Raw genomic sequence first — 21,924 nt, 5'->3', positions numbered from 1 at the left:
ACTTTCTGATATGGTTAGAAAGGGCTTCTACACCTCAAGATTTTATACTTTCTGATATGGCAAAAAAGCCCCTTCCCCAACGGGAAAGGAGCCTGCTATACCGTTATGCGCTTAGAAGCGGGCTGCCAGCTCGACGGCCTGACCAATGCCTTCCTGGACAATGGCCTGGGAGCGGTCGGGGAACTGGTTATGGCCCTCCACCACCACCGTCTCAATATCCTTAATGCCCCAGAAGGCAAGGACATTCCGGACATAGCTCAGGGACATTTCCAGCGCCTGCATGGGCTCCACGGAGTAGACGCCGCCACGGGCGTTCAGCAGCACCACCTTCTTGTTCCCGGCCAGGCCTACAGGGCCCTCTGCCGTATACTTGAAGGTTTTGCCCGCCTGGCTCAGGAAGTGGAGGTAGCTGACCAGCTGCGCAGGAGCGGAGAAGTTCCACAGGGGAAAAGCAATGACCACCTTATCCGCAGCGAGAAACTGGTCCAGATAGCCGTTCACCTGGGCGGCGGCCTCCGTCTCCTCCTGCGTCAGCCCGTAGCCGTTGGCCAGCTTGTACATGGCTGTCATATGTACGGCATCATAATAAGGGGGCGGGTTTTTGAACAGGTCCAGCTCTACAATTTCGTCGCCGGGCTGGGCCGCTCTGTAGGATTTCAGAAAAGCGTCGTACAGCTGCACGCTGACAGCCTGCTCGGCGGGACGGGGATTGGCTTTTATGAACAGTACGGAACTCATGGATAACTCCTCCTAAATGAAAATGATTATCAATTTTCTACATTATACATTTAGACGCTAATAAATTTCAAGCAAAGTAAATAAATAAAGTACAAATTGCAAAAAAAGAGACCGCTATGCCACGGTCTCTCCGTTTTCCTGCGTATAGAGCCGGATCAGCACCCGGGAGATGCGAAGATGGTCCACCTCCTCCACAATCAGCTCACACCCGCCTGCCCGGATTCGTTGGTGCCGGTGGGGCGGGCTTTCCAGTTGGGCGTACAGCCATCCTCCCAGGGTGTCGTAATCCTCCGAGAACAGACGTAAACCCAGCCGTTCATTCACCTCCTCCAAAAGCAAAAGACCGTCGACAGACCAGCTGTCACTCCCCGCCGCCTCCACAGCGGGCCGCTCTTCGTCAAACTCATCCTGAATTTCTCCGACAATTTCCTCCAGAATATCCTCGGCGGTTACCAGTCCCGAGGTTCCTCCGTACTCGTCGATCAACAGGGCGATCTGGGTTTTGCGCTTTTGCATCAGTCCCAGAAGGGAGCTGATGGGAATGGTCTCGGGAACGCTGATCAAGGGCCGGATAATGCTGCGCAGATCCTTTTCTTCCACGCCGGGGCGAAGCAAATCCTTAATATGGACAAAACCGATTATATTGTCTTTATCCGGGTCGCAGACCGGATACCGGGTCAGCTGCTCCTCCAGAGCAATGGCCATATTCTCCCGGTAAGGGAGCTGGGCGGACAAACATACCATTTCCGTGCGGGGAATCATCACCTCCCGGGCACTGGTTTCCGAGAAGCTTAGGATATTGCGGACCAGCGTGAATTCCGTGTGGTCCAGCGAGCCGTTGCCGTGGGATTCCTCCACCAGGAGGCGGATATCGGCGCCGCTGTGAAGGGCTTCCAATTTTCCTTCCGGTTCCATGCCCGCCCTTGCGGCGATCTGCCGGAAGCCGGCGGCCAGCGGGCGGTAAGCGGGCTGCACAATGCGGTAAACCAGGGTCAAGGGAAACGCGCAGCGAAGCAGCATTTTTTCCGGTTCGGAGGCTGCGAGATGCTTGGGGAGCTGTTCCCCGGCCAAAACATGCACCGGCAGCACCAGCGCCAGCCCCGCCAATGCGGCAAGCGGTCCCGAATCCGTCACCGGCTGCAAAAGGTTGCCCACTGCAAACGCCCCCCACAGCCCCATACAAAGAGAGGCCAGAGTGACACCCATTTGACAAACAAACAAAAAACCTCTTGGGTTCTCCCCGATTTTACCGGCGCTCCGGCCGGAGAGAGACCCCACTTCCTTCAACGCATGGAACCGTCCGGGCCGGGTTCGGCCAATAGCTGTTTCGGCCGCTGCAAAGAAGGCATTCATCAACACAAGAAGCAGCGCAAAAAGCAGGCTTATGCCAGGCGGCAACGGAACGGAATCCAACACCCTTCCTGCCCTTGAATATTCAAGCGGCAGGCCCACCTCCTTTTGCATGTAGATTTCCCAGGGGCTGTCTTACAACTCCGAAGGGAGCAGATTTTGCCGAATTTTCGTTCCGGGCAAGGCACTTTTGCGTAAGTTCACCGGGGGTACGTCAAGCGAAAGTAACGAAGCAGGGGGCGAAAAGGCGGTGAAAGCTGCCCTTAAGCGGGTTGTAAGACAGCCCCTAAACCTTCCGGATAGTTTCATATGTATTCTCCCCGGCTTGGCAATTAGTACCGCTTTTGACGCCTCCGGCCAGCAAAAAACGGGCCCGGATGCAGGAGGCCGGATGCCCGTTTATGCGAAAAAAAGCCGATAATGCCCGCCGCTCTCCTCAGATCCACAGGAAAGGGATGGCGAAGAGCAGCGCGATCAGGGCCAGATCCAGCCCCCAAGCGCCTCCATAGCCGTAGCCGCCATAAGGATAGCCCCAGGCGGAGGTTTGCGCTTTTTTGCCTTTTTTGGTCAATTGGGCCTTGGCGCTGTTGGTGGAGAGGGGCTCGCCGTCCGCAAAGCAGGATTTCAGCATGAGCTGCTGGCCGTTCAGCCCATCCAGGGTCCCGTAGATGGTGGTGCCGTCCACCAGCACAACGCACACATGCTTGCCCAAATGGGGACGAAGCTTTTCGTCGCAGATGGGATTGATCAATTCCATACTTCTTGTGCCTCCTTTTCCCTGTTGTGCATCAATGTCAGGGGTTCATCCCATTGTATGGGGCCGCAGCCCGAAGGGTATGGACATCCGCCCGGATGGCGCGAATTTCCTGCAGGGTCCAGGCAGGCGATCCAAAAAATCAACGATGAAGCATAAATCGTCGATTGTCTTTCGTCGGCCGTATCCGCAATGATGGAAAAGGATACTTCAAATGGACAAAGGAGGGCGGAATATGATCAAAAGGGTGTGCCTGTTGGTGGTGATTTGCATGATGGCCGGAATGTGGGCCGGCGTTGTTCCCTCCGCCAAGGCGGATGGCAGCAGCGGTGCGGGACAGAATCTGATTCCCAATTCCGGATTTGAGGAAACGGTGACCAATTCAGCCTGGTTGAACGGAACAGCGCCTGCGGATTGGGGAGTCTGGTTCGCCACCGCCGGAGGCGTGGTGTCTGTGGATCAGGCAGTCTATCACAGCGGACAGGCTTCGGTGAAAATCGACCAGACCAAACAATCCCGAACCAACGTGTCCGTAAACGGAGGCGTGACGGTTCAGCCCGGGAGCAATTACAAGCTGGGCATCTGGATGAAAACAGACCGGGTGACCTCCTCAAGCGGTGTTATTTTCCGCACGTATTATTACAACGGCAACGCCAAAATCGACAACGGTCCCACCGCAACGGTGAAAGGGACCACAGACTGGACCCTAAAGGAGCTGTTCCTTTCGGTACCGTCCACCGCCAACAATGTGCGGGTGGAAATCATGTTCGAGACGGGAACGGGAGTGGTATGGGTGGATGACGCTTCATTTGTGCAGTTTGACGGGTTGACCGGGATTTCCTTGCCGGATTCCTTCCTGGAGCTGCAGATGGGCGGGCAAATCCGGCTTACCCCTGTTCTGCAGCCTGCAAACGCCGCCGACAAAACCGTGGTCTGGAGCTCCAGCAATCCCACAGTGGCGGAGGTGGTATACGGCACGGTGACTGCATTGTCCCTGGGGGAGACGGTGATCCGCGCAGCCACCCCCGACAGCGCATTGTACGCGGAATGTACGGTGGTGGTGGAGGACCCCGCGGATATGGCCGCCGCAGCGGAGCTCCGGCTCCGCTGGTATGACCGGCTCACAGGCAACAGCCTGTACAACCCCGATGATCCGGACATGGAGGAGACGGTATTAAACGCCGTTTACCAGATTACCAATCCCGAGGGAACAGGCCGCTGGGATACCTTGAACAGGGCGGCTAACCGGACCTATCTGTGGCAGGACAACAGCTCCGCCACCGTATCGGCCCAGCTTTCCAACACCTTTGGCCTGGTGAAAAATATGGCTTTGGCCTATTCCTACATCGGCTCTCCCCTCTATCACAATGCGCAATTGCGGGATGACATCCTCTCCGCTCTGGATTGGCTGTACACCTACCGCTACAACGAGAATATCGCCAAGATTTACGACAACTGGTACCACTGGGAAATCAGCATCCCCAAGGCTTTGGGGGATACCATGGTGCTGATGTACGATGAGCTGGGTCCGGAGCGGATCGCCGGTTATATCCGGGCCATCGACCGGTTTGTGCCCGATCCGGTGAAGCGCAAGTCCCTAAACGATGATTTCCGGGAGACAGGCGCCAATCTTCTGGACAAGGCGGTTGCCGTCACGGTGCGGGGCATTGTCGGCCAGTCCCCGTACAAGATTGTCCAGGGCAGCGCCGCCATCGGACCGGAGTACATCTACACCAAGTCGGGAGACGGCGTGTATGAGGACGGCTCCCTGGTGCAGCATTTCAACATCGCCTACACCGGCGGCTACGGCTCTGTCTGGCTGAACAATACTGCCGATATCATGTACCTGCTGAAGGGGTCCAAATGGGAGGTCTCCGATCCCCATATGAACAATGTGTTCAACTGGGTCTCCAGCACCTTCGAGCCGGTGATCTACAAAGGCCTGATGATGGATATCGTCAATGGCCGGGGCATGTCCCGGGAGGGCAGCGGCAAGGCCAAAGCCACCATTCTCTGCATCCTGAGGCTGGCCCAGTCGGCTCCCGCCGGGCAAGCGCTGGAGATGAAGCGGATGGTCAAGGAATGGTTTCTTGCGGATACCACTGTGGACAATCCGTATACAGGGCTGTCCCTGTACGATATGGTGCTGCTGAAGGCCATTATGGACAATCCGGAAATTGAGCCCCGCGGTGAGTTGGTGAAAAGCCAGGTGTTCGCAGGCATGGACAGGGTGGTCAACCTGCGGGAGGGGTATGCCTTTGCCACGGCGATGTTCTCGGACCAGATTTCCGCCTTCGAGTTCGGCAACGGCGAGAATCTCAAGGGCTGGTACACGGGCATGGGCATGACCTACCTGTACAACAATGATTTGACCCAATATTTGGATGATTTCTGGCCTACGGTGGATTCCTACCGTCTGGCGGGCACCACCACCGACGGCTCCTATCAGGCGCCGGTCGCCTGGGCCTCCTATTACAACCCGCGGAGCTGGGTGGGCGGCGTAACCATGGACGGCCTCTACAGCGGAGCGGGCATGGATTTCTCCTTAAGCGGAAGCACGGGAAGCTCCTTGGCCGGCAAAAAATCCTGGTTCGCCTTCGATGACGAAATCGTCGCCGTGGGCTCCGGCATTACCGGCGGGGACGGCCGGACGGTGGAGACTATTGTGGAGAACCGCAAGCTGTCCGGGGACAACAGCAATGTGCTGACGGTTAACGGCGCGGTGAAGGATGGGGCTCTGGGCTGGTCGGAGACCATGGAAGCCACCCAATGGGCCCACCTTACGGGCAATGGGGAGGGGACGGATATCGGCTACGTGTTCCCGGAGGCTCCGGCGGTGGATGCTCTGCGGGAAGCAAGAACCGGCGCCTGGAAGGATATCAACACCACCCAGTCCGATACGCCCAGAACCCGGAATTATCTGAGTCTGGCCTTCAATCACGGGGCCAACCCGCAGAATGCCGAATACTCCTATGTGCTCCTGCCGGGCAAAAATGCCGCCGCCACGGCAGACTACAGCGCCCAGCCGGATGTGCAGGTGCTCAGCGGCAGCAACGCTGTTCACGCTGTGAAGGAGAGCAAGCTGGGACTGACGGCGGCCAATTTCTGGGAGGCGGGAACAGTGGCAGGCATTACCGCTGATCAACCGGCGGCAGTGATGGTAAGGGAGAGCAGCGACGGCACCGTAAAGGTGTCCGTGTCTGATCCCACCCAGCAGCAAACCTCCGTCGGCATCGGGCTGGCCCGTGAGGGGCTGGAGTTGGTGAAGAAGGACGAAGGCGTGGAGGTGACGGTGGATGCGGACGGTGTCCACTTGACGGCGGCAACCGCCGGAGCCGCGGGACACAGCTTCACCGCCGTATTCAAGAGCGCAGCCGCCGGCGGTGGCGGTGAAGACGGCGGGAACAACGGAGGCGGCTCCGAGAACGGCAATGGTGAAGAGTCCGGGTCGGGGAACGAATCCGGCAACGGCGGGGAATCCGGTTCTGGCAGCGAGCCGGGGAACGGGGCCGAGAACGGATCGGGTAGCGGGTCAGGAAGCGAGTCCGGGTCCGCTGACGGTGACAGCTCAACCTCCGCTCCTTCCGGCGCGGCCGCAGCTACTCTCTTGGGGCAGGGGCAAATCGCAGCACAGCCATTGGCAGAGGAGGGCACAGCAGCAACCAAGGTAGAGGCTGCGCTTCTGGAGCAAGCCTTCGGCCAGGCGCCTGCCGATCCGGCCGGTGTCAAGGAAGTGGTTATCCGCGTAGCGGAGCTGGCTGGAGCGGACCGGTATATGCTGGAGCTGCCTGCCGCAGCGTTCACCTCCGGCGGCGCAGACCGCCATATCCGGGTGGAGATCCCCGGTGTGGAGCTGACACTGCCGAGCAATCTGCTGGAGGGGCAATCGATAGATGCTCCGGTCCGCCTGAGCATTTCCAAAATAGTGCCGGAGACGGCAGATCCGCATCTGGCTTCCGTTATGGGACAGCGTCCGGCCGTGGAGCTTTCCCTGCAGGCAGGCGGGAAAGCCTTGTCCTGGCGCAGCGGATGGTCTCCTGTCCGTGTGGCTCTGGATTATAAGCCAGCGGCGGCGGAGCAATCCGAATTGGGCTACCTGGGCGTCTACGCTCTGTCCGGTGAAGGACAGGCCGCCCCCGTCCCCAGCGGCCGGTACGATGCGGACGAACAGGGGATTGTGTTCCGTCCCGCCCGCTTGGGCACATTTGCAGTTGTGCTTGCCGAAGCCAGGGGCTTCCCCGATCTGGGAGGCTACCTGTGGGCCCAGGAGGCGGCAGAGGTGCTGGCGGCCAAGGGCCTCTTCGAGGGCGGAACGGACGGGCAGTTCGCTCCCGGAGCGGCGCTGACCCGGGCGGACCTGGCCCTGCTGCTCACCCGGCTGCTCCAGCCGGCTGACGCTACCGCCGCTGCTGCGGAGCCCTTCGCCGATGTCAGCCCCTCCGCATATTACTACGAAGCACTGGGGCAGGCACGGGCGGCCGGATGGATCGAAGGCCGGGAAAACAACCGCTTCGCCCCCGGTGAAGCCGTCAGCCGCCAGGAGATGCTGGCGCTGCTCTACCGGGCCACGGAAGGGGGCCAACTGCTGAAGGGGCAAGCCGCCTCCGCCCCGGCGAATGGCGATGGGGAGCCGTTGTCCGCCTTCGCGGATTCGGCCCAGTTGGCCGATTACGCTCTTGAAGCGGCGGCCGCCTTTACCGCGGCAGGGCTGGTCGAGGGGGACGGCGGTCAACTCCGCCCCCTGGACCCGGTGACCCGCGCCGAGGCTGCCGTCCTGCTGTACCGGATTTACCGGCAGCTGTAGCAAGGAAGCATGCCTGACCGCTTACGGAACTGAGAGGCTCCTAATCGAGGAAAATTGCCCTTTGGGGAAATTAGCGGAACTCAGCGACGCTTACAGAAACAAAATCAGCCGTCTGCTCTCCCGCCCCCCCTACAACGGTCTCTCAGTTCCGTTAGCGCTGGAGCCGGCCGATTTTTCCCCCATAAGGGCCGCTCAGTTCCGCAGCAGCCACTGGCCGGCGGCGAACATTGCAAGGAGCGCAGATTTTTCGGGACGTCGCAGCCCGGCCAATACAAAGACCCGCATCCGGCAGCAAAATGCAGCCGTGGGCGGGTCTTTCGGTTTATTGGTGCGGAGGCCATGCGCGCTGCGACGGTTACGCCTTCACAGCCGTCTGCCAGTTCAGGCTGTCGCCGCGGCCCATATCCACCTCGAAGCCGCTGACCTTAATGCGCATCTCGATGCAGCCGCGGCAATGGGCGGCTTCGTCGCCGATGCAGATTTTGTTCTCGTAGAGATCATATTTCTCCCGGACCGAAGTGGGCGACAGATTGGGCATCACCACATTGGCTCCGGCCTTGATGGCCTTTTCCCGGCCCTGCGGGTCCAGACTGCCCATGGCCGTAGTGGCCGGCAGATTGGCTTTGGGCACCAGCAGGCGGGCAAACGCCACCATCACCAGCGTATCCTCCACCGTGCCGCCTTTTGAACCCTTCAGGGGCGTTTCGCTGTGGGGAATAAACGGACCGATGCCGATCATCTCCGGCTGGAAGCGGTGAAGGAAGTCCAGGTCCTCCGCCAGATGCTCCAGAGTTTGCCCCGGCAGGCCCACCATAAATCCGGCTCCCACCTGGTAGCCGATTTCCTTCAGCATCCGCAGGCAGTCCATCCGGTTGTCATAAGACATGGAAGGATGCAGGGATTGGTACAGCTCCCGGGAGGCCGTCTCATGCCGGAGCAGGAAACGCTCTGCGCCCGCTTTGTAGAAGGCTTCATATTCACTGCGGCTGCGCTCCCCGATGGACAGGGTAATGGCGGCATCGGGAAACTCCTCCCGGATCATCCCCAGAATGCCGATGAGCCGCTCCTCCGTATACCACATGTCCTCCCCGCTCTGGAGCACAAAAGTGCGGTAGCCCAGCTCATACCCCTCCCGGCAGCAGGCCAGAATATCCTCGGGGGCCAGCCGGTACCGGTCCGCCTTGCGGTTCCCGGCGCGGATGCCGCAGTACATGCAGTCCCGGCGGCAATAGTTGGAGAACTCCACCAGTCCCCGCATAAATACCCGCGGTCCGTAGTGGGCCAGCCGGGTCCGGTTGGCATAATCGAACAGCCGGGTTTTATGCTGCGCGTCGTCCATCATGCGGAGCGCATCTATAATCTCATCCTTGGTAAGCGAATGGGTCTCAAACAGCTTATCGAGCAAATCCGTCATGGTGTTATCCTCCTTGCCGGTCGCTCTATGGAGGTTCACAGGCATCCGGCTGTCTCTTTACCCCAACGTAGCATGAGACGCGGATAGGAGATATGATCTTTATCATAATTATGTGAAAAATTTCACGTTATGGTGCTCGGAGGATTTATATGCTTGAGGCCGCGGACGGATGGCTGTTAGCTTGTTGGACCATGCCATGATCTGGCGCTAACGGCGGTGAGAGCCCTTATTTTGGCAAAAACACCGCTTCCGAATATCTAACGGCGGCCACAGCCGCTATTGAGGCCGACTGCTCCGCTGCAGGCCCATTTTTAGCCCAATAAGGGCTCCTGCTTCCGTTAGATTTGGCATCCCCCCCTTTTTGGAGCCAATAGAGGCTCTCACCGCCGTTAGGAATCGGGGCAGGTTAAATCGAACGGATCGCAGGACGGTTGCTCTCGAATCAGCGTTTTGCTACCGCAGGTGGCTGCGCAGATCGAAAAGCTCCGGCCTGCGCGCCCCTGCATTTCCACTGTATGGACCTATTAAACCACGTCGTAGCCCTGCTCCTCGATGGCGTTCTTCAGCGCCGCTTTGTCCAGCTTGGAGGCATCGTATTCCACGGTGACCGTCTTGGCGGCCAGATCCACCTTGCCCTTGGCTCCGATATTTTGCAGAGCGCCTTCTACGGATTTGACGCAATGATTGCAGGACATGCCTTCTACCTTCAGTGTTGCTTGTGCCATGATCAATCGCTCCTTTAGGAATTATATGGTTAAGGCTGATGCCGCCCAAAAAAGCGGCACCGGCGTATTGCCGAATGATACCGGTGTTGCGTTGCTCCGTTGCGGGAGGGAGGCGGCGGACAGCCGGGCATCCATTACCGCATCAATTTGTTGACGGTAATAAGCAGCTCATCCAGAACCTCCCGGTCCCCTTCCATAATCCGCTCCACCACACAGGATTTCATGTGGCCCTCCAGCAGCAGCTTGCCCACCCCGTTCAGGGCGGACTGGATGGCGGCGATCTGGTTTAAGACATCGTCGCAGTAGACATCCTTTTCGATGAGTCCCTTCACGCCGCGGATTTGGCCCTCAATCCGGTTAAGCCGGTTCACCAGGCTGGATTTCATCTCCTGGGAATGATGGCTCTTGCGCGGCTGGGTGGAATCGCAGCAGCCCGCCTCCGCCGGATGGTCCGCGCCGGATGAATGGCTGCAGTGGTTTTTGTCTTCCATTCTGCTCAAGCTCCTCTCTTCTTGGGCAAAGTCCACCCCGCCAAATCGGGAAGCGGCTTTGCTTTCTTTGTGTGTGCGGCGGCGCAGCCCTCCCGCCATCCCGCCGCTTACAGCTTGATGCGCTGCAAACGGAGAGCGTTCATGACCACCGACACCGAGCTCATGGCCATGGCCGCGCCAGCCAGCCAAGGGGCCAGAAAGCCGGCGGCGGCGATGGGAATCCCCAGGGAATTATAGGCCAAGGCCCAGAATAAATTCTGCTTAATATTCCCCATGGTCCGGCGGCTCATGTAGATGGCGTCGGCGATGCCGTTCAGGTCGCCCCGCAGAAGCGTAATGTCGGCCGCCTCCATGGCCACATCCGTGCCCGTGCCCATGGCCATGCCGATATCGGCGGTGGCCAAGGCCGGAGCGTCGTTGATGCCGTCGCCTACCATGGCCACCTTGCGGCCCTCCTGCTGGAGCTTGCGGATCTCCTCGGCCTTGCCCTCCGGCAGCACCTCCGCCAGCACCCGCCCAATGCCTGCCTGCTTGGCGATGGCATCCGCCGTGCGCCGGTTGTCGCCGGTGAGCATTACCACCGTCAGGCCCAGCTTAAGCAGGCGCTCCACCGCTTCCCGGGAGGACTCCTTAATGGTGTCCGCCACCGCCAGGACACCGGCATACACATCATCCACCGCCACCAGCATGGCGGTTTTGCCCGCTTGCTCCAGCCGCTCCATCTCCTGCCCGGCTCCGCCAAACTCAACGCCGCTCTCCTCCAGGAGCCGGCGGGTGCCAACCGCCAGCCGCCGGCCTTCCACCACGGCGCGAATGCCGTAGCCCGGCACCGCGGCGAACTCCCCGGCGGCGGGCAGGGCCAACCCCCGCTCCTCCGCACCCCTGACAATGGCTTCGGCCAGGGGATGCTCCGAGGGCTTCTCCGCCGCTGCAGCCAGGCGGAGCAGCAGCTCCTCCCCCTCCTGCCAGCCGGGGGCGGGAATCACATCCGTCAGCACCGGCTTGCCGTGGGTGACGGTGCCGGTTTTGTCCAGCACCACCGTATCCACATGCCCGGTGAGCTCCAGATGCTCGCCGCCCTTAAACAGGACGCCGGCTTCCGCAGCCCGTCCCGAGCCGGCCATAATCGAAGTGGGCGTGGCCAGACCCAGAGCGCAGGGACAGGCGATAACCAGCACGGCGATGGCCTTCTCCAGCGCTCCGGCAAATTCCCCCGGCGCCACGGCATAATACCACAGGAGGAAGGCAGCCGCCGCCAAGCCCACCACCACCGGCACGAAGATGCCGGAGATTTTGTCCGCTACCCGCTGGATCGGGGCTTTGGAGCTTTGCGCCTCCTCCACCACCCGGATAATCTGGGCCAGCGCCGTATCCCGGCCTACCTTCACCGCCTGGACCTTCAAAGCCCCGTTCTTGTTAATGGTAGCTCCGATAACCTGATGCCCAGGCTGCTTCTCCACCGGAATACTTTCCCCGGTAATCATGGATTCATCCACTGCCGAGCTGCCCTCCAGGACCAGCGCGTCCACCGGGATTTTTTCCCCCGGCTTCACCAGAAGAACGTCCCCCTGCACCACCTGCTCAATCGGCACCTGCAGCTCCTCGCCGTCCCGGATCACCAGGGCCGTCTTGGCCTGGAGTCCCATCAGGGTGCGGATGGCCTCCGAGGTCCGTCCCTTGGCCATAGCCTCGAACAGCTTGCCCAGGAGAATCAGGGTAATCAGCACGGCGCTGGTCTCAAAATACAGCTCCGGCATATGATGCCCGCTCCCCCCGTCAATGGCCCATTCCGCAGTCAGATACACGCTGTAAAAATAAGCCGCCGACGTGCCCAGCGCCACCAGCACATCCATATTGGCGCTTCCGTTCCACAGCGCCTTGGCCGCTCCCTTATAGAAGGTCCAGCCGATTCCGAACTGGACTGCCGAGGACAGCACAAGCTGTACCCACGGGTTCATAAAGGCGTCGGGCACCCACAAAAAGGAGGTCCACGAAAAATGCCCGACCATGGTCCATAACAGCGGGAAGGACAGCACCGCCGATATCCAGAAAACCAGCTTTTTGTGCCGGATATCCCGTTTGCGCTGATCCTCCCTGTCTCCGCCCTCCGCCTCCTTGCGGGAAGCGGTATACCCCAGCTGGGTAACCTTGCGGATCAGGTCCTCGGCCGTAAGCTCGCCGCCCCATTCCACATGGGCCGTCTCCATGGCCAGGTTCACATTGGCCTTGGCCACACCCGGCAGCCGGGCCAGGCCCTTCTCAATTCTCGCCGCACATGCGGCGCAGGTCATGCCGCCGATGGCCAAATCCACTGACTGTCTGGCAATGCCGTAGCCCAAGGCCTCCACCTTGGATTCCAGCGCCTCCGGCGTCACCTTGCCCGGATCATACGCAACGGTTGCCCGTTCCAGCGCCAGGTTCACATTGGCCTGAACCACCCCGTCCATCCGGGACAGCCCCTTCTCAATTCTCGCCGCGCAAGCAGCGCAGGTCATGCCTGTAATCTGAAAGGAACGTTGGGCTGTGCCTGCAGCTTCCATCCGAATCACCTCGTTTGTCTTGCTTTATAATTTATGATTTATTCCATATACCCTGTGGGGGTATATTTTTGACATTCTTATCGTAACATACCCCCTCCCCCTATGCAAGTAAAGAATTTTGGGTAAAATTTCATGAGATGATCACTTTTCACCTGAGGAGCGCAATCTATTTTTTCTTATAATAAACTTGTAAGCCCTATCCTATGTATAAATGGAGGATTGTTCCATGGAGTATCTCTCCAGTCTGTCCTATTCCGATCTGGAAATTGACCGGGAGCTGCTGGCGAAGGCTGTCGATTTAACACAAGGAGACAGCCGCCCGGTATCCCTATTTTTGACTGGCGCTTTACGCACGTACATCAACAAAGCCAGACTGGAATCCATGGGTTTTAAGGAAACGCTGTTCCGCCTCCGCCGCTTCGAGGAGGTCAAACGCGTGTACTGCAAGCGCATTGCCCACTTCGAGAAAAAACACGATGAGAATACACATTTGAATAATCCTCATTTCTGCGGCATCATTTATCCCTCTACCTTGACGGAAGTTTTCCTCACAGCAAAAGGAAATCTGATCATCCAGAAATCCGTCGCCAAGGAAATCCAGTACTGCAACGGCCAAGCTGTCCGGGAAACCGTCTTCAGCTCGTCGGAGCGTTATCCCGACAGTGAGGAGGAATATCAGGCGCCGCGGGTGATGGACGTGATTGTGCACAACCAGTTTGAGGGCGTCCGCAGGGATTTGCCCGAGTCCATTCACAGCACGGTGATCTCGGCCCTCAATATCCGGATTACCCAGCGCTTGTCCGAGCAGCTGGACCAGGAGTTTATGCAGGAGCTGGAGCTGTAGGCGGGTTTGTTTCCGTTTTTCCCAGCGCTATATCGCCATACCCGCAGACAGGTTTGCCTCCTCCGCGGGTGCAGCTGAAGCCGCTTTCCTGTGGGCCGGCTCAGGGGTTCTGGCCGTCCGGACCTGCCGGAGCAACACCCTCTTGAATAGGTTATATCGGCCCCTTGCCTTTCTTGGCTTGGGGCCTTTACAATCCGCATCAAGTTACCAAAAAAGGTCATCGGTCTACCCTGTTCTTCCCCCACCCCTTCTCCTACAATAGAAGTAGTTAGCACTACTCTTATACATCTTTTGTAAGATGAACGTTATTAAACTTCCCATGGAATGATTAAGGAGGATCAAATGGAACTTTCCCTCAGCATGTGGAGCGTCCACCGGAGCGTGAAAGAAAATGGCTGGACTGTACTGGACTTTGTGGATTTTTGCAATAAAGAAGGCATCAAGCAGGTGGAGCTGTTGAATGTATTCTGGAAAAATGCCGCCATCGAGCTTCCCGCCGTAGCGGCTGCCATGAAGAGCAAGGGCGTCCGCGCCTCCAGCTATGCCGTATCCAATGATTTTGCCAAGGAGGACCCCGCTGAACGGAAAGCGGCGCTGCAGGAAATTCTCGACGCCCTTCCCGTGGCCCAAACATTGGGAGTAAACGTGATCCGGGTATTTTCGGGAAATCTGACGGAACATGTTACATATGACAATGCCCTGGACTGGATTGCGGAGGGCTTAAGCGCTGCGGCGGAAGCAGCCGGCAAGGCGGGCATTACCCTGTGTCTGGAAAACCACGGCAAGCTGGCCGGAAGCGGCGTGCAGGTCAAGGCGATTCTGGACAGAGTCAACTCCCCTTATCTGAAATCCACCTTCGACACCGGCAACTTCCTGCTGGTGGACGAAGAGCCGCTTAAGGCTCTTGATGTGCTGATCGATGATGTGGCGCATGTGCATTTCAAGGATTTTATCCAGCAGGCCGATGGCCGCTACAAGTCTCTGGCCGGCGCTGCGTTTGAGGGTGTCAGCCTGGGTCTGGGCGATGTGGACCTGGCGGCAATTGTCCGCCGTTTGAAGGAGCGCGGCTACCAAGGAGCGTATGTGCTGGAATACGAAGGGCTGGGCAGCGAAGCCGAAGGCATCCGCAAGAGCTACGAGTTTTTCAACACACTGGGCTAAGGATAGGCAGCGGCGAACGCCTCCCGCCCTTCGACCGACTATAACGTTTAACGGCAAAAGGAGACAGCTTGAATGGAACGTAACCTCAACGCGGACATTGCCATCCTGGGCGGCGGCACCGGCGGCGTCGCGGCGGCGCTGGCTGCCGCCAAAGCAGGCAAACAGGTCATCATGACCGAAGAAACCGACTGGGTCGGCGGCCAGCTGACCAGCCAGGCGGTGCCCCCGGATGAGCATCCCTGGATCGAATCCTTCGGCTGCACAGCCAGCTACCGGCATTTCCGGGAGGGTGTGCGGCAGTATTACCGGGACCACTTCCCCCTGACGCCGGACGCCGCCTCCAATCCCCGCCTGAATCCCGGCAGCGGCATTGTCAGCCGCCTATGCCATGAGCCCCGGGCCGCCCTGGCGGTGCTTCAGGAGATGCTGGCCCCCTACGTGCACAGCGGGCGCATCCGGATTCTCCACCGCTATCGGATTGAGGCGGCGGAGACTGCCGGGGACAAGGTAACGGCGGTTACCGTCCGCCATCTGGACAGCGGCGACACCGCACGGTTGACCGCGGCTTATTATCTCGACGCCACCGAGTGCGGCGATCTCCTGCCCAAGGCCGGGATCGAGTATGTCACCGGCGCCGAAAGCCGGGCGGAAACCGGCGAGCCCCATGCCGTCGATGGGGACGCGCAGCCCATGGATATGCAGAGCTTCACCTACTGCTTCGCGGTGGATTATCTGGAGAATGAGAACCACACCATCGAAAAGCCGGAAATGTACGATTTCTGGCGGAGCTACAAAGCGGACTTCTGGCCGGACCGGCTGCTTAGCCTGACTGGGGTGAAGCCCTCCACTATGGAAAAGGTGGACTATGAGCTTTTCCCCAATGCGGAAGGGAAGTTCCCCCTGTTTGCCTACCGGCAGATTCTCGACCGGTGGCATTTCCGGCTGGGCCTGTTCAACAGCTCCATTTCGCTGATTAACTGGCCCCAGAACGACTATTGGCTGGGCGGCATTATCGATGTGCCGGAGGAGGAGCGGCAGAAGCATCTGTACGAGGCCAAGCAGCTGAGCCTGTCCCTTCTGTACTGGCTGCAGACGGAAGCGCCCCGCCCTGACGGCAAAACCGGCTACCCCGGCCTGCGCCTGCGCCCCGATGTCACCGGGACCGAGGATGGCCTGGCCATGTATCCATATATCCGGGAATCCCGGCGGATCAAGGCGCTGTTCACTGTGCTGGAGCAGCATGTGGCAACGGATTGCCGTCCCGATGGCAAGGCGGAGGAGTTTTTCGACAGTGTGGGTGTGGGCTGCTACCGCATTGACCTGCATCCCAGCACACTCGGAGTGCCTTATATTGATATTTCCTCCCTGCCCTTCCAGATTCCTCTGGGCAGTCTAATTCCGGTGCGGGTGAGCAATGTGCTGGCGGCCGCCAAGAATATTGGGGTGACCCACATTACCAACGGCTGCTACCGGCTCCATCCGGTGGAATGGAACATCGGCGAAGCGGCGGGTTATTGCGCCAGCTATTGCCTGGATAAGGGCTTTACCCCCAAGGAGCTGCGGGATTTTGCGCCGGAGCTGGCCAGCTTCCAGCAGCTGCTTGTCCGTGAAGGCGTGGAGCTTAGGTGGCCGGCGCTCCGGCCGGTCTAAGCATTCTTGAACCCGTTGCACCTTTTTACTCCAAACACTAATTCATGAGGTGATCCACATGAGCGGCAAAATCCGCATCGGCGTCATCGGCGCCGGCTCCATTTCCGAAATGCACTTCAGCTCCTACTCCAAAAACCCCGACGCTGTCCTGACAGCCGTCTGCGATCTGAAGGAGGAGCGGGCCAAGGCCAAAGCGGAAAAATACAGCATCCCCAACGTCTATACCGACTACCGCGAGCTATTGGCCAACCCCGATATTGACGCCGTAAGCATCTGCACCTGGAACAACAGCCACGCGGAGATCAGCATCGCCGCCCTCAAAGCAGGCAAGAATGTGCTGTGCGAAAAACCGTTATGTAAAACTGTCGAGGAAGCGCTGGCTGTGGAGCAGGCCGTGAAGGAATCCGGCAAAACCCTGCAGGTGGGCTTTGTCCGCCGCTACGCCTCCAATACCCGGATCGTCAACTCCTTCATGGAAGCGGGGGAAATCGGTCCCATCTACTACGCCAAAGCCTCCTGCATCCGCAAGCTGGGCAATCCCGGCGGCTGGTTCTCCGATGTGGAGCGCTCCGGCGGCGGCCCGCTCATCGATGTGGGCGTCCATGTTATCGACCTGTGCTGGTATCTGATGGGCAGGCCCAAGGTGAAGTCCATCAGCGGCAACACCTACAACCGTCTGGGCAACCGGGCCAACGTCAAGAACCTGCGCTTCTATAAGGCGGCGGATTACAACGCCGAGCTGAATACCGTTGAAGATATGGCCAATGCCCTGATCCGCTTTGAAAATGGCGCCTCCCTTCTCGTGGATGTGAGCTTTACCCTTCATGCCAAGGAAGATGAGCTGACCGTCAAGCTGTTTGGCGAAAAAGGCGGCGTGGAGCTGGAGCCCAAACTGACTCTGATCACCGAAAAGCACGATACCATCCTGAATTCCACACCGCAAATTGATAATCTGTCCTTCGATTTCGTCTCCGGCTTCCAGGACGAAATGAACTACTTCATTGAGGTGTGCCAAGGGGTTAAAACCACTCTAAGCCCGGTGGAGGACGGCGTGGAGATGATGAAAATTCTCTGCGGCGTATACGAATCCGCCCGTCTGGGCAAGGAAATTTATTTCGACTGAGGAGGGTTATCCCATGGGGGAAACCAAAGTGCGCCTGGGCAATCCCATCGGCGTGATCGTGGACAGCTTTGGCGTTGGTGTCCGCGAGGGGCTGCGGAAGGCCAAGGAGGTGGGCGCCGACGGAGTGCAAATCTACGCCGTCTCCGGCGAGATGGACCCGGACAATCTGGATGCGGCCGCCCGTAAGGAATTGAGGGCATATATCGCTTCGCTGGGTTTGGAGATCAGCGCCCTGTGCGGCGACCTGGGGGGCCACGGCTTCCAGGACCGGACCGCCAACCCGGCCAAGGTGGAAAAGTCCAAGCGCATTCTCGATCTGGCCCTTGATCTGGGCACCAATGTGGTGACCACTCACATCGGCATTGTGCCGGAGGATACCGGCAGCGAGGTGTACCAGGCCATGCAGGAGGCCTGCCGGGAGCTGAATGAATATGCGGTCAGCCGCAGCGCCTTTTTCGCCATCGAAACCGGCCCGGAGCGTGCAGCCCACCTGAAGGAGTTCCTGGATTCCCTGGGGGGCAACGGGGTATCGGTGAATTTTGACCCGGCCAACATGGTGATGGTCACCGGCGATGATCCTGTGGAGGGAGTCAAGCTTTTGCGGGATTATGTGGTGCATACCCACGTGAAGGACGGCGTCCGCCTGAAGGAAATCGACCCGCGGCTGGTGTACGGGGCTCTGGGCTTTGAGCCCATGGACCATGCTAAGATTGCAGTGATGGTCAGCTCCGGCGAATTTTTCCGGGAGGTGCCCCTGGGCGAGGGCAAGGTGGACTTCGATGCCTACTTCGCCGCGTTGGCGGAGATCGGCTACAAGGGCTACCTCACCATCGAGCGCGAGGTAGGCGCCAACCCCGAGGAGGACATCCGCCGGGCGGTGCAATTCATCAAGGGCTACCGGTAAGGGGCTTATCAATAAAAGGCAATCCCGAGCAGACATCACCTGCCTGGGATTGCCTTTTTTAATTGGTATTCATAAAGTGTAAGAGACTATCCGCCCACAGACACTCGACTCGTACTTACTCAGTAGCCAACAATAACACGTAGCCGAATACTGCAACAATATAAACCAGAGATATTGTTGCCATGAATTTATTCATTGAACTCTGTTTTGGATCTTTTTGCGTCACAACTGTAATGTGATTTAAATAAAACACAATAGCCGCCACAGGTGTTAAACACATCATGTAAAAAATCATAGGTGCCCTCACTATTTCTTTCTAAATTTAATAGTCCCGATCTTCTTTGTACCATGTCCAGCTTGCCGGCAAGTCATCTGATTCATCGTATTGAGTCGAATAAGTGATAGAGAGCGAAGGCGTTTTTGTAAACTGCAGTTCACCGTTAATCGCACCCTGCTTATGGAAATATTTTGCAACGGCTGAAGAAGATTCAATGCTGCCGGAATTATCATGTGCTTTTGTTACAATTACATACATGCCACCAGAGTGATGATTTGCAGTATGACTTGAATCGACATACGCTTTAATATCAAAAGCAAAACCTATCCCCGTACCGGGCGCATATTTATCTACTGTCCTATTTGTATTGTCATAGCGCGTTCCAGTGGCTTTGTGTTTTGCTGTATATGAGTGGAAGCCGCTTCCAACCTCATAATCAAAATCATCTGTCCAGGCCATTGATACTTTATCCGTCAGATTGAAAATCGGACTATAATCCCACTGCCAATTATAAGTAAGGGAAAAGTGAACAAGTCCATCAGTGGATGAATACAATCTGCTTACTACAAAATTATGAGTGAAATTCGATAGTGATTGAATATCAATAGGATTGGCATTCGCTAATATATCATTTGCAATCTCTTTTTCCTCTGGTGTGATATTATCTGCTACAGTTCTTTCTATAAGATTGCCGCTTACTTTCTCTTCGCTGACAAAGGTCGCTTGATCTCTATAAAGAGCAGCTTTAATATCCGGATGTAGTTCTCCTACAAGCGTTTCGGAGTAACCAGCACTTAAAAGATAAGCATCTACCTTTGATTGTGACAACTCCGGTGAGCTGGCTGAAACCATACTTGATAAAGAAAATGCAAGTGAAATGATGCATAGCAATGAGATAAGTTTTTTCAACTTCGAACACCATCCTTTAATTTTTTAGAAGACTGGGCTGCATGTTAAATTACCTTCTCTTAGGCCACCTCCTTTTCTATTTCAACAGAGAGTTGGAACCAATACATCAATATAGTATAATATTGGATTCTAAGGATAATGACGGAAATTTCCTAAAAATAGTTTCCTTGTTCACAAATTTTTCACATTTAGAAAAGAGCGCTGCAACGCGCTCTTTTACTTTTATCTGCTATAGCCCATTCCTAATCTCTTATAGCTCCGCCCCTACTCCCCCTCACACTCCTCATCCCGCAAAGCTGCCCGCGCAACAGGCCAGTTGATCTGGGAGGCGTCGAACAGCATCACGCCGTCGGTAGCGGCCAGCCCTGCCTGGATCACCCCCCGCTGGAGCGCCGGAGCCGGGACATTGCTTACGGCGATGCCCGTATACAAGGGGATTTCCCCGTTGGTGACGATATTGGCCAAGGTGACGTACTTCTCCACCTCTTGCCGGGTGGTCTGGTAGGCGCCGGTCATCAGGAAATCCAGATAGCCGATATAGCCCGTCTTGCAATATTCCGGCGTATAGACAGACCCGTCCTGCAAACCCAATCTGGCATCAAACCGGAAATTCGGACTGCCCCAATTCACCCCGTTCAGGTAATAGATTTCGTACCAGGAGCCTACATAGGCGGAGACCTGGATACGCCGCCCAGAGGAGGCACTGTAGGAGCTTGCCAATTCCCTGATTTCGGCAAAAAAACGTTTGATGGTGCCTGCCCGGAACTCCCACCAATCATGGATCAGCGGACCGTCCACCCGGGTAGTGCCGTCATAGAAAAACACATCCGCAGGCCAGTTGACCAGACGTTTGCCCCTGGCCCGGAGGAACACCTCGAACTTGGCCCGGGTAACATCGCTGAAGTCCGCCGTTTCATTGTCGTAGCGGCTCCGGTCATGGATGATCCCATCCACCTGATAATTCTTGATAATCTCCTCAAAGGTCAGCCGCTCATATTCCCACACCTGGTCATGGGAAGGGTTCACAAAGGCCACCGGCCCTTTTTTGGCACTTTCCCGCTGGCGTTTGATCTCCCCGTTGTTTTCCGGTATGTAAATCCGCTCCTCCCAATCCGGGTGATCGTCCAGTACGGCATATTCCTCCCGGACAATGGAGCCCTCCGCAAACACATTGACGGCGGCATGAATCTCCAGCCCCAGGGTGTGGCCATGGGCAATAAACTCCTTCAGCAGATCCAGCTCCGGGTTGGCCCCGGCTTTGGCGGGGGCCTTAATCTCGCTGACATACGGCCGCCCGGTGAGATCGTTCTTCTTGTAGGAGACAAATCCCTCCACTCCCTTCACATCCAGGGCGATTTTGCTTACCCCGTTGTCCTTGGCCCGTTGAAGGAAATCCAACACATCCGCCCCGCTCTGAAACCTCCGGGCATTCACCGTCTGGTCCACCCACAGCACCACTTCCTGCTTGGGCTCAACCTGGCCGCGGCTAAAAATAACCAACTCCCGCGACGTTTCCTCCCCATCCTTTTTCAAAAGCTGCACACGGACATAATTAACGCCCCGCTGAAGCGGATAACAGTACGAAAATCTTCCACCCTCACTTACCGGCACCGCCACTCCGTTCATGAACAGCCGGACAGCGGACAGCTCCCCCGCATTGCCCGCTCCTACAGTCCCGGTTATCCATTGGCTGACCCCGGTTACAGTGGCCATCGGATAGTTATCCAGCTCCAATTTGGCTGTGCTGCCCATCAGCTCCTGAACAGGCACGACCTGACCGTTTCTGCGGAGCTTGACCAGATCGCCCACTCTGAATTTTTCTGCCAAAAAGTATCCGTCCCCGTTGTCCGCCACACTGCCGCCCCTGGCGCAAAGCACATAACCCCCTGGCGGAATCTCCAATATCCCGGGACCGGACCGGGAGGAACCGCAGGGCTCCTGCCGATTCACCACCTGCACCACCTTGCTGTCTGCACCAACCTGCACCGCTGCTTGGGTGGAAAAAACGGCTACCTCCGCCCCGTAATCCCGCGTAAAAAGCAGAATACCGTCCGCTTCCCCCGGTTCCTTGTCAATGAAGACAATGCTTCTGCGGGGCCCTTGCACATGAATCGTAATATCCTCCGGCGCCGCTTCCACCTCAACCCCTGCCGCGCCTGCCGCCTCTTCCCGTACATCATCATCCGCTTTCATTGCATCTCCCCCTTTTCTTCTATTTGTATTTCCCCCTGTATAAACAC

At 57.6% G+C, this 21,924-nt stretch carries 15 protein-coding genes; 6 read left to right on the top strand and 9 right to left on the bottom strand.

Features of this window, described 5'->3' with window-relative positions; all coding sequences use genetic code 11:
- Positions 1-111: 111 nt before the first annotated feature.
- The 3 genes from DQG13_RS21170 to DQG13_RS21160 form a co-directional block, all read right to left on the bottom strand.
- The gene (locus tag DQG13_RS21170; protein ID WP_113021897.1) at positions 112-738 is read right to left on the bottom strand and encodes an FMN-dependent NADH-azoreductase; all 627 of its coding nucleotides are present in this window, start codon (positions 736-738) and stop codon (positions 112-114) included.
- A gap of 114 nt (positions 739-852) precedes the next feature.
- Positions 853-2,202 carry a hemolysin family protein gene (locus DQG13_RS21165; protein WP_113021895.1) on the bottom strand — a complete coding sequence of 450 codons (1,350 nt, stop codon included), beginning with the start codon at positions 2,200-2,202 and terminating at the stop codon, positions 853-855.
- 322 nt (positions 2,203-2,524) lie between these two features.
- Positions 2,525-2,845 carry a hypothetical protein gene (locus DQG13_RS21160; RefSeq protein WP_113021893.1) on the bottom strand — a complete coding sequence of 107 codons (321 nt, stop codon included), beginning with the start codon at positions 2,843-2,845 and terminating at the stop codon, positions 2,525-2,527.
- Between the two features lie 232 nt (positions 2,846-3,077).
- Between DQG13_RS21160 and DQG13_RS21155 the strand changes: the two genes are divergently transcribed.
- On the top strand, positions 3,078-7,646 hold the full coding sequence (locus DQG13_RS21155; RefSeq protein WP_181592898.1) for a polysaccharide lyase family 8 super-sandwich domain-containing protein: 4,569 nt from the start codon (positions 3,078-3,080) through the stop codon (positions 7,644-7,646).
- Positions 7,647-8,001: 355 nt separating this feature from the next.
- On the opposite strand, the gene hydE is transcribed toward DQG13_RS21155, so the two are convergent.
- The 4 genes from hydE to DQG13_RS21135 form a co-directional block, all read right to left on the bottom strand.
- Entirely contained in the window at positions 8,002-9,060 is a 1,059-nt protein-coding gene (gene hydE, locus DQG13_RS21150) for a [FeFe] hydrogenase H-cluster radical SAM maturase HydE (RefSeq protein ID WP_113021888.1), read from the bottom strand.
- 524 nt (positions 9,061-9,584) lie between these two features.
- Entirely contained in the window at positions 9,585-9,785 is a 201-nt protein-coding gene (locus DQG13_RS21145) for a copper ion binding protein (RefSeq protein ID WP_113021885.1), read from the bottom strand.
- A 134-nt stretch (positions 9,786-9,919) separates the two neighbouring features.
- Positions 9,920-10,276: a metal-sensitive transcriptional regulator gene (locus DQG13_RS21140; protein ID WP_113021883.1), complete on the bottom strand. Its 357-nt coding sequence runs from the start codon at positions 10,274-10,276 to the stop codon at positions 9,920-9,922.
- A 107-nt stretch (positions 10,277-10,383) separates the two neighbouring features.
- A complete protein-coding gene (locus DQG13_RS21135) occupies positions 10,384-12,816 on the bottom strand; it encodes a heavy metal translocating P-type ATPase (protein ID WP_113021881.1) in 2,433 nt (810 codons plus the stop codon).
- 226 nt (positions 12,817-13,042) lie between these two features.
- Here DQG13_RS21135 and DQG13_RS21130 point away from each other — a divergent pair, with 226 nt between their 5' ends.
- From DQG13_RS21130 to DQG13_RS21110, 5 genes are all read left to right on the top strand, one after another.
- Complete coding sequence (locus DQG13_RS21130; protein WP_113021879.1) at positions 13,043-13,660, top strand: hypothetical protein; 618 nt, start codon at positions 13,043-13,045, stop codon at positions 13,658-13,660.
- A gap of 342 nt (positions 13,661-14,002) precedes the next feature.
- Positions 14,003-14,821: a sugar phosphate isomerase/epimerase family protein gene (locus DQG13_RS21125; protein WP_113021877.1), complete on the top strand. Its 819-nt coding sequence runs from the start codon at positions 14,003-14,005 to the stop codon at positions 14,819-14,821.
- 72 nt (positions 14,822-14,893) lie between these two features.
- Complete coding sequence (locus DQG13_RS21120; protein WP_113021875.1) at positions 14,894-16,471, top strand: FAD-dependent oxidoreductase; 1,578 nt, start codon at positions 14,894-14,896, stop codon at positions 16,469-16,471.
- A 58-nt stretch (positions 16,472-16,529) separates the two neighbouring features.
- Positions 16,530-17,594, top strand: a complete 1,065-nt coding sequence (locus tag DQG13_RS21115) for a Gfo/Idh/MocA family protein (RefSeq protein ID WP_113021873.1) — start codon at positions 16,530-16,532, stop codon at positions 17,592-17,594.
- A gap of 13 nt (positions 17,595-17,607) precedes the next feature.
- The gene (locus tag DQG13_RS21110; RefSeq protein WP_113021871.1) at positions 17,608-18,498 is read left to right on the top strand and encodes a sugar phosphate isomerase/epimerase family protein; all 891 of its coding nucleotides are present in this window, start codon (positions 17,608-17,610) and stop codon (positions 18,496-18,498) included.
- A 322-nt stretch (positions 18,499-18,820) separates the two neighbouring features.
- Here the strand turns inward: DQG13_RS21110 and DQG13_RS21100 are convergent, their stop codons facing one another.
- On the bottom strand, positions 18,821-19,684 hold the full coding sequence (locus DQG13_RS21100; protein ID WP_113021867.1) for a hypothetical protein: 864 nt from the start codon (positions 19,682-19,684) through the stop codon (positions 18,821-18,823).
- 264 nt (positions 19,685-19,948) lie between these two features.
- Positions 19,949-21,877 carry a family 10 glycosylhydrolase gene (locus DQG13_RS21095; RefSeq protein WP_113021865.1) on the bottom strand — a complete coding sequence of 643 codons (1,929 nt, stop codon included), beginning with the start codon at positions 21,875-21,877 and terminating at the stop codon, positions 19,949-19,951.
- Between the last annotated feature and the right edge of the window lie 47 nt (positions 21,878-21,924).

The organism is Paenibacillus sp. YN15, from assembly GCF_003285005.1.
Taxonomy (GTDB): domain Bacteria; phylum Bacillota; class Bacilli; order Paenibacillales; family NBRC-103111; genus Paenibacillus_AR.
The sequence above is the reverse complement of the archived record's forward strand: the minus strand, read 5'-3'. Positions and strand labels throughout refer to the sequence as shown.

Excerpts from the sequence above, each read along its gene's own strand:
- DQG13_RS21165 (WP_113021895.1), bottom strand. The coding sequence starts at position 2,202 with ATGCAAAAGGAGGTGGGCCTGCCGCTTGAATATTCAAGGGCAGGAAGG.
- DQG13_RS21115 (WP_113021873.1), top strand. The coding sequence starts at position 16,530 with ATGAGCGGCAAAATCCGCATCGGCGTCATCGGCGCCGGCTCCATTTCC.
- DQG13_RS21130 (WP_113021879.1), top strand. The coding sequence starts at position 13,043 with ATGGAGTATCTCTCCAGTCTGTCCTATTCCGATCTGGAAATTGACCGG.
- DQG13_RS21095 (WP_113021865.1), bottom strand. The coding sequence starts at position 21,877 with ATGAAAGCGGATGATGATGTACGGGAAGAGGCGGCAGGCGCGGCAGGG.
- DQG13_RS21155 (WP_181592898.1), top strand. The coding sequence starts at position 3,078 with ATGATCAAAAGGGTGTGCCTGTTGGTGGTGATTTGCATGATGGCCGGA.
- DQG13_RS21110 (WP_113021871.1), top strand. The coding sequence starts at position 17,608 with ATGGGGGAAACCAAAGTGCGCCTGGGCAATCCCATCGGCGTGATCGTG.
- DQG13_RS21145 (WP_113021885.1), bottom strand. The coding sequence starts at position 9,785 with ATGGCACAAGCAACACTGAAGGTAGAAGGCATGTCCTGCAATCATTGC.
- DQG13_RS21125 (WP_113021877.1), top strand. The coding sequence starts at position 14,003 with ATGGAACTTTCCCTCAGCATGTGGAGCGTCCACCGGAGCGTGAAAGAA.
- DQG13_RS21170 (WP_113021897.1), bottom strand. The coding sequence starts at position 738 with ATGAGTTCCGTACTGTTCATAAAAGCCAATCCCCGTCCCGCCGAGCAG.
- DQG13_RS21135 (WP_113021881.1), bottom strand. The coding sequence starts at position 12,816 with ATGGAAGCTGCAGGCACAGCCCAACGTTCCTTTCAGATTACAGGCATG.
- DQG13_RS21140 (WP_113021883.1), bottom strand. The coding sequence starts at position 10,276 with ATGGAAGACAAAAACCACTGCAGCCATTCATCCGGCGCGGACCATCCG.
- DQG13_RS21160 (WP_113021893.1), bottom strand. The coding sequence starts at position 2,845 with ATGGAATTGATCAATCCCATCTGCGACGAAAAGCTTCGTCCCCATTTG.
- hydE (WP_113021888.1), bottom strand. The coding sequence starts at position 9,060 with ATGACGGATTTGCTCGATAAGCTGTTTGAGACCCATTCGCTTACCAAG.
- DQG13_RS21120 (WP_113021875.1), top strand. The coding sequence starts at position 14,894 with ATGGAACGTAACCTCAACGCGGACATTGCCATCCTGGGCGGCGGCACC.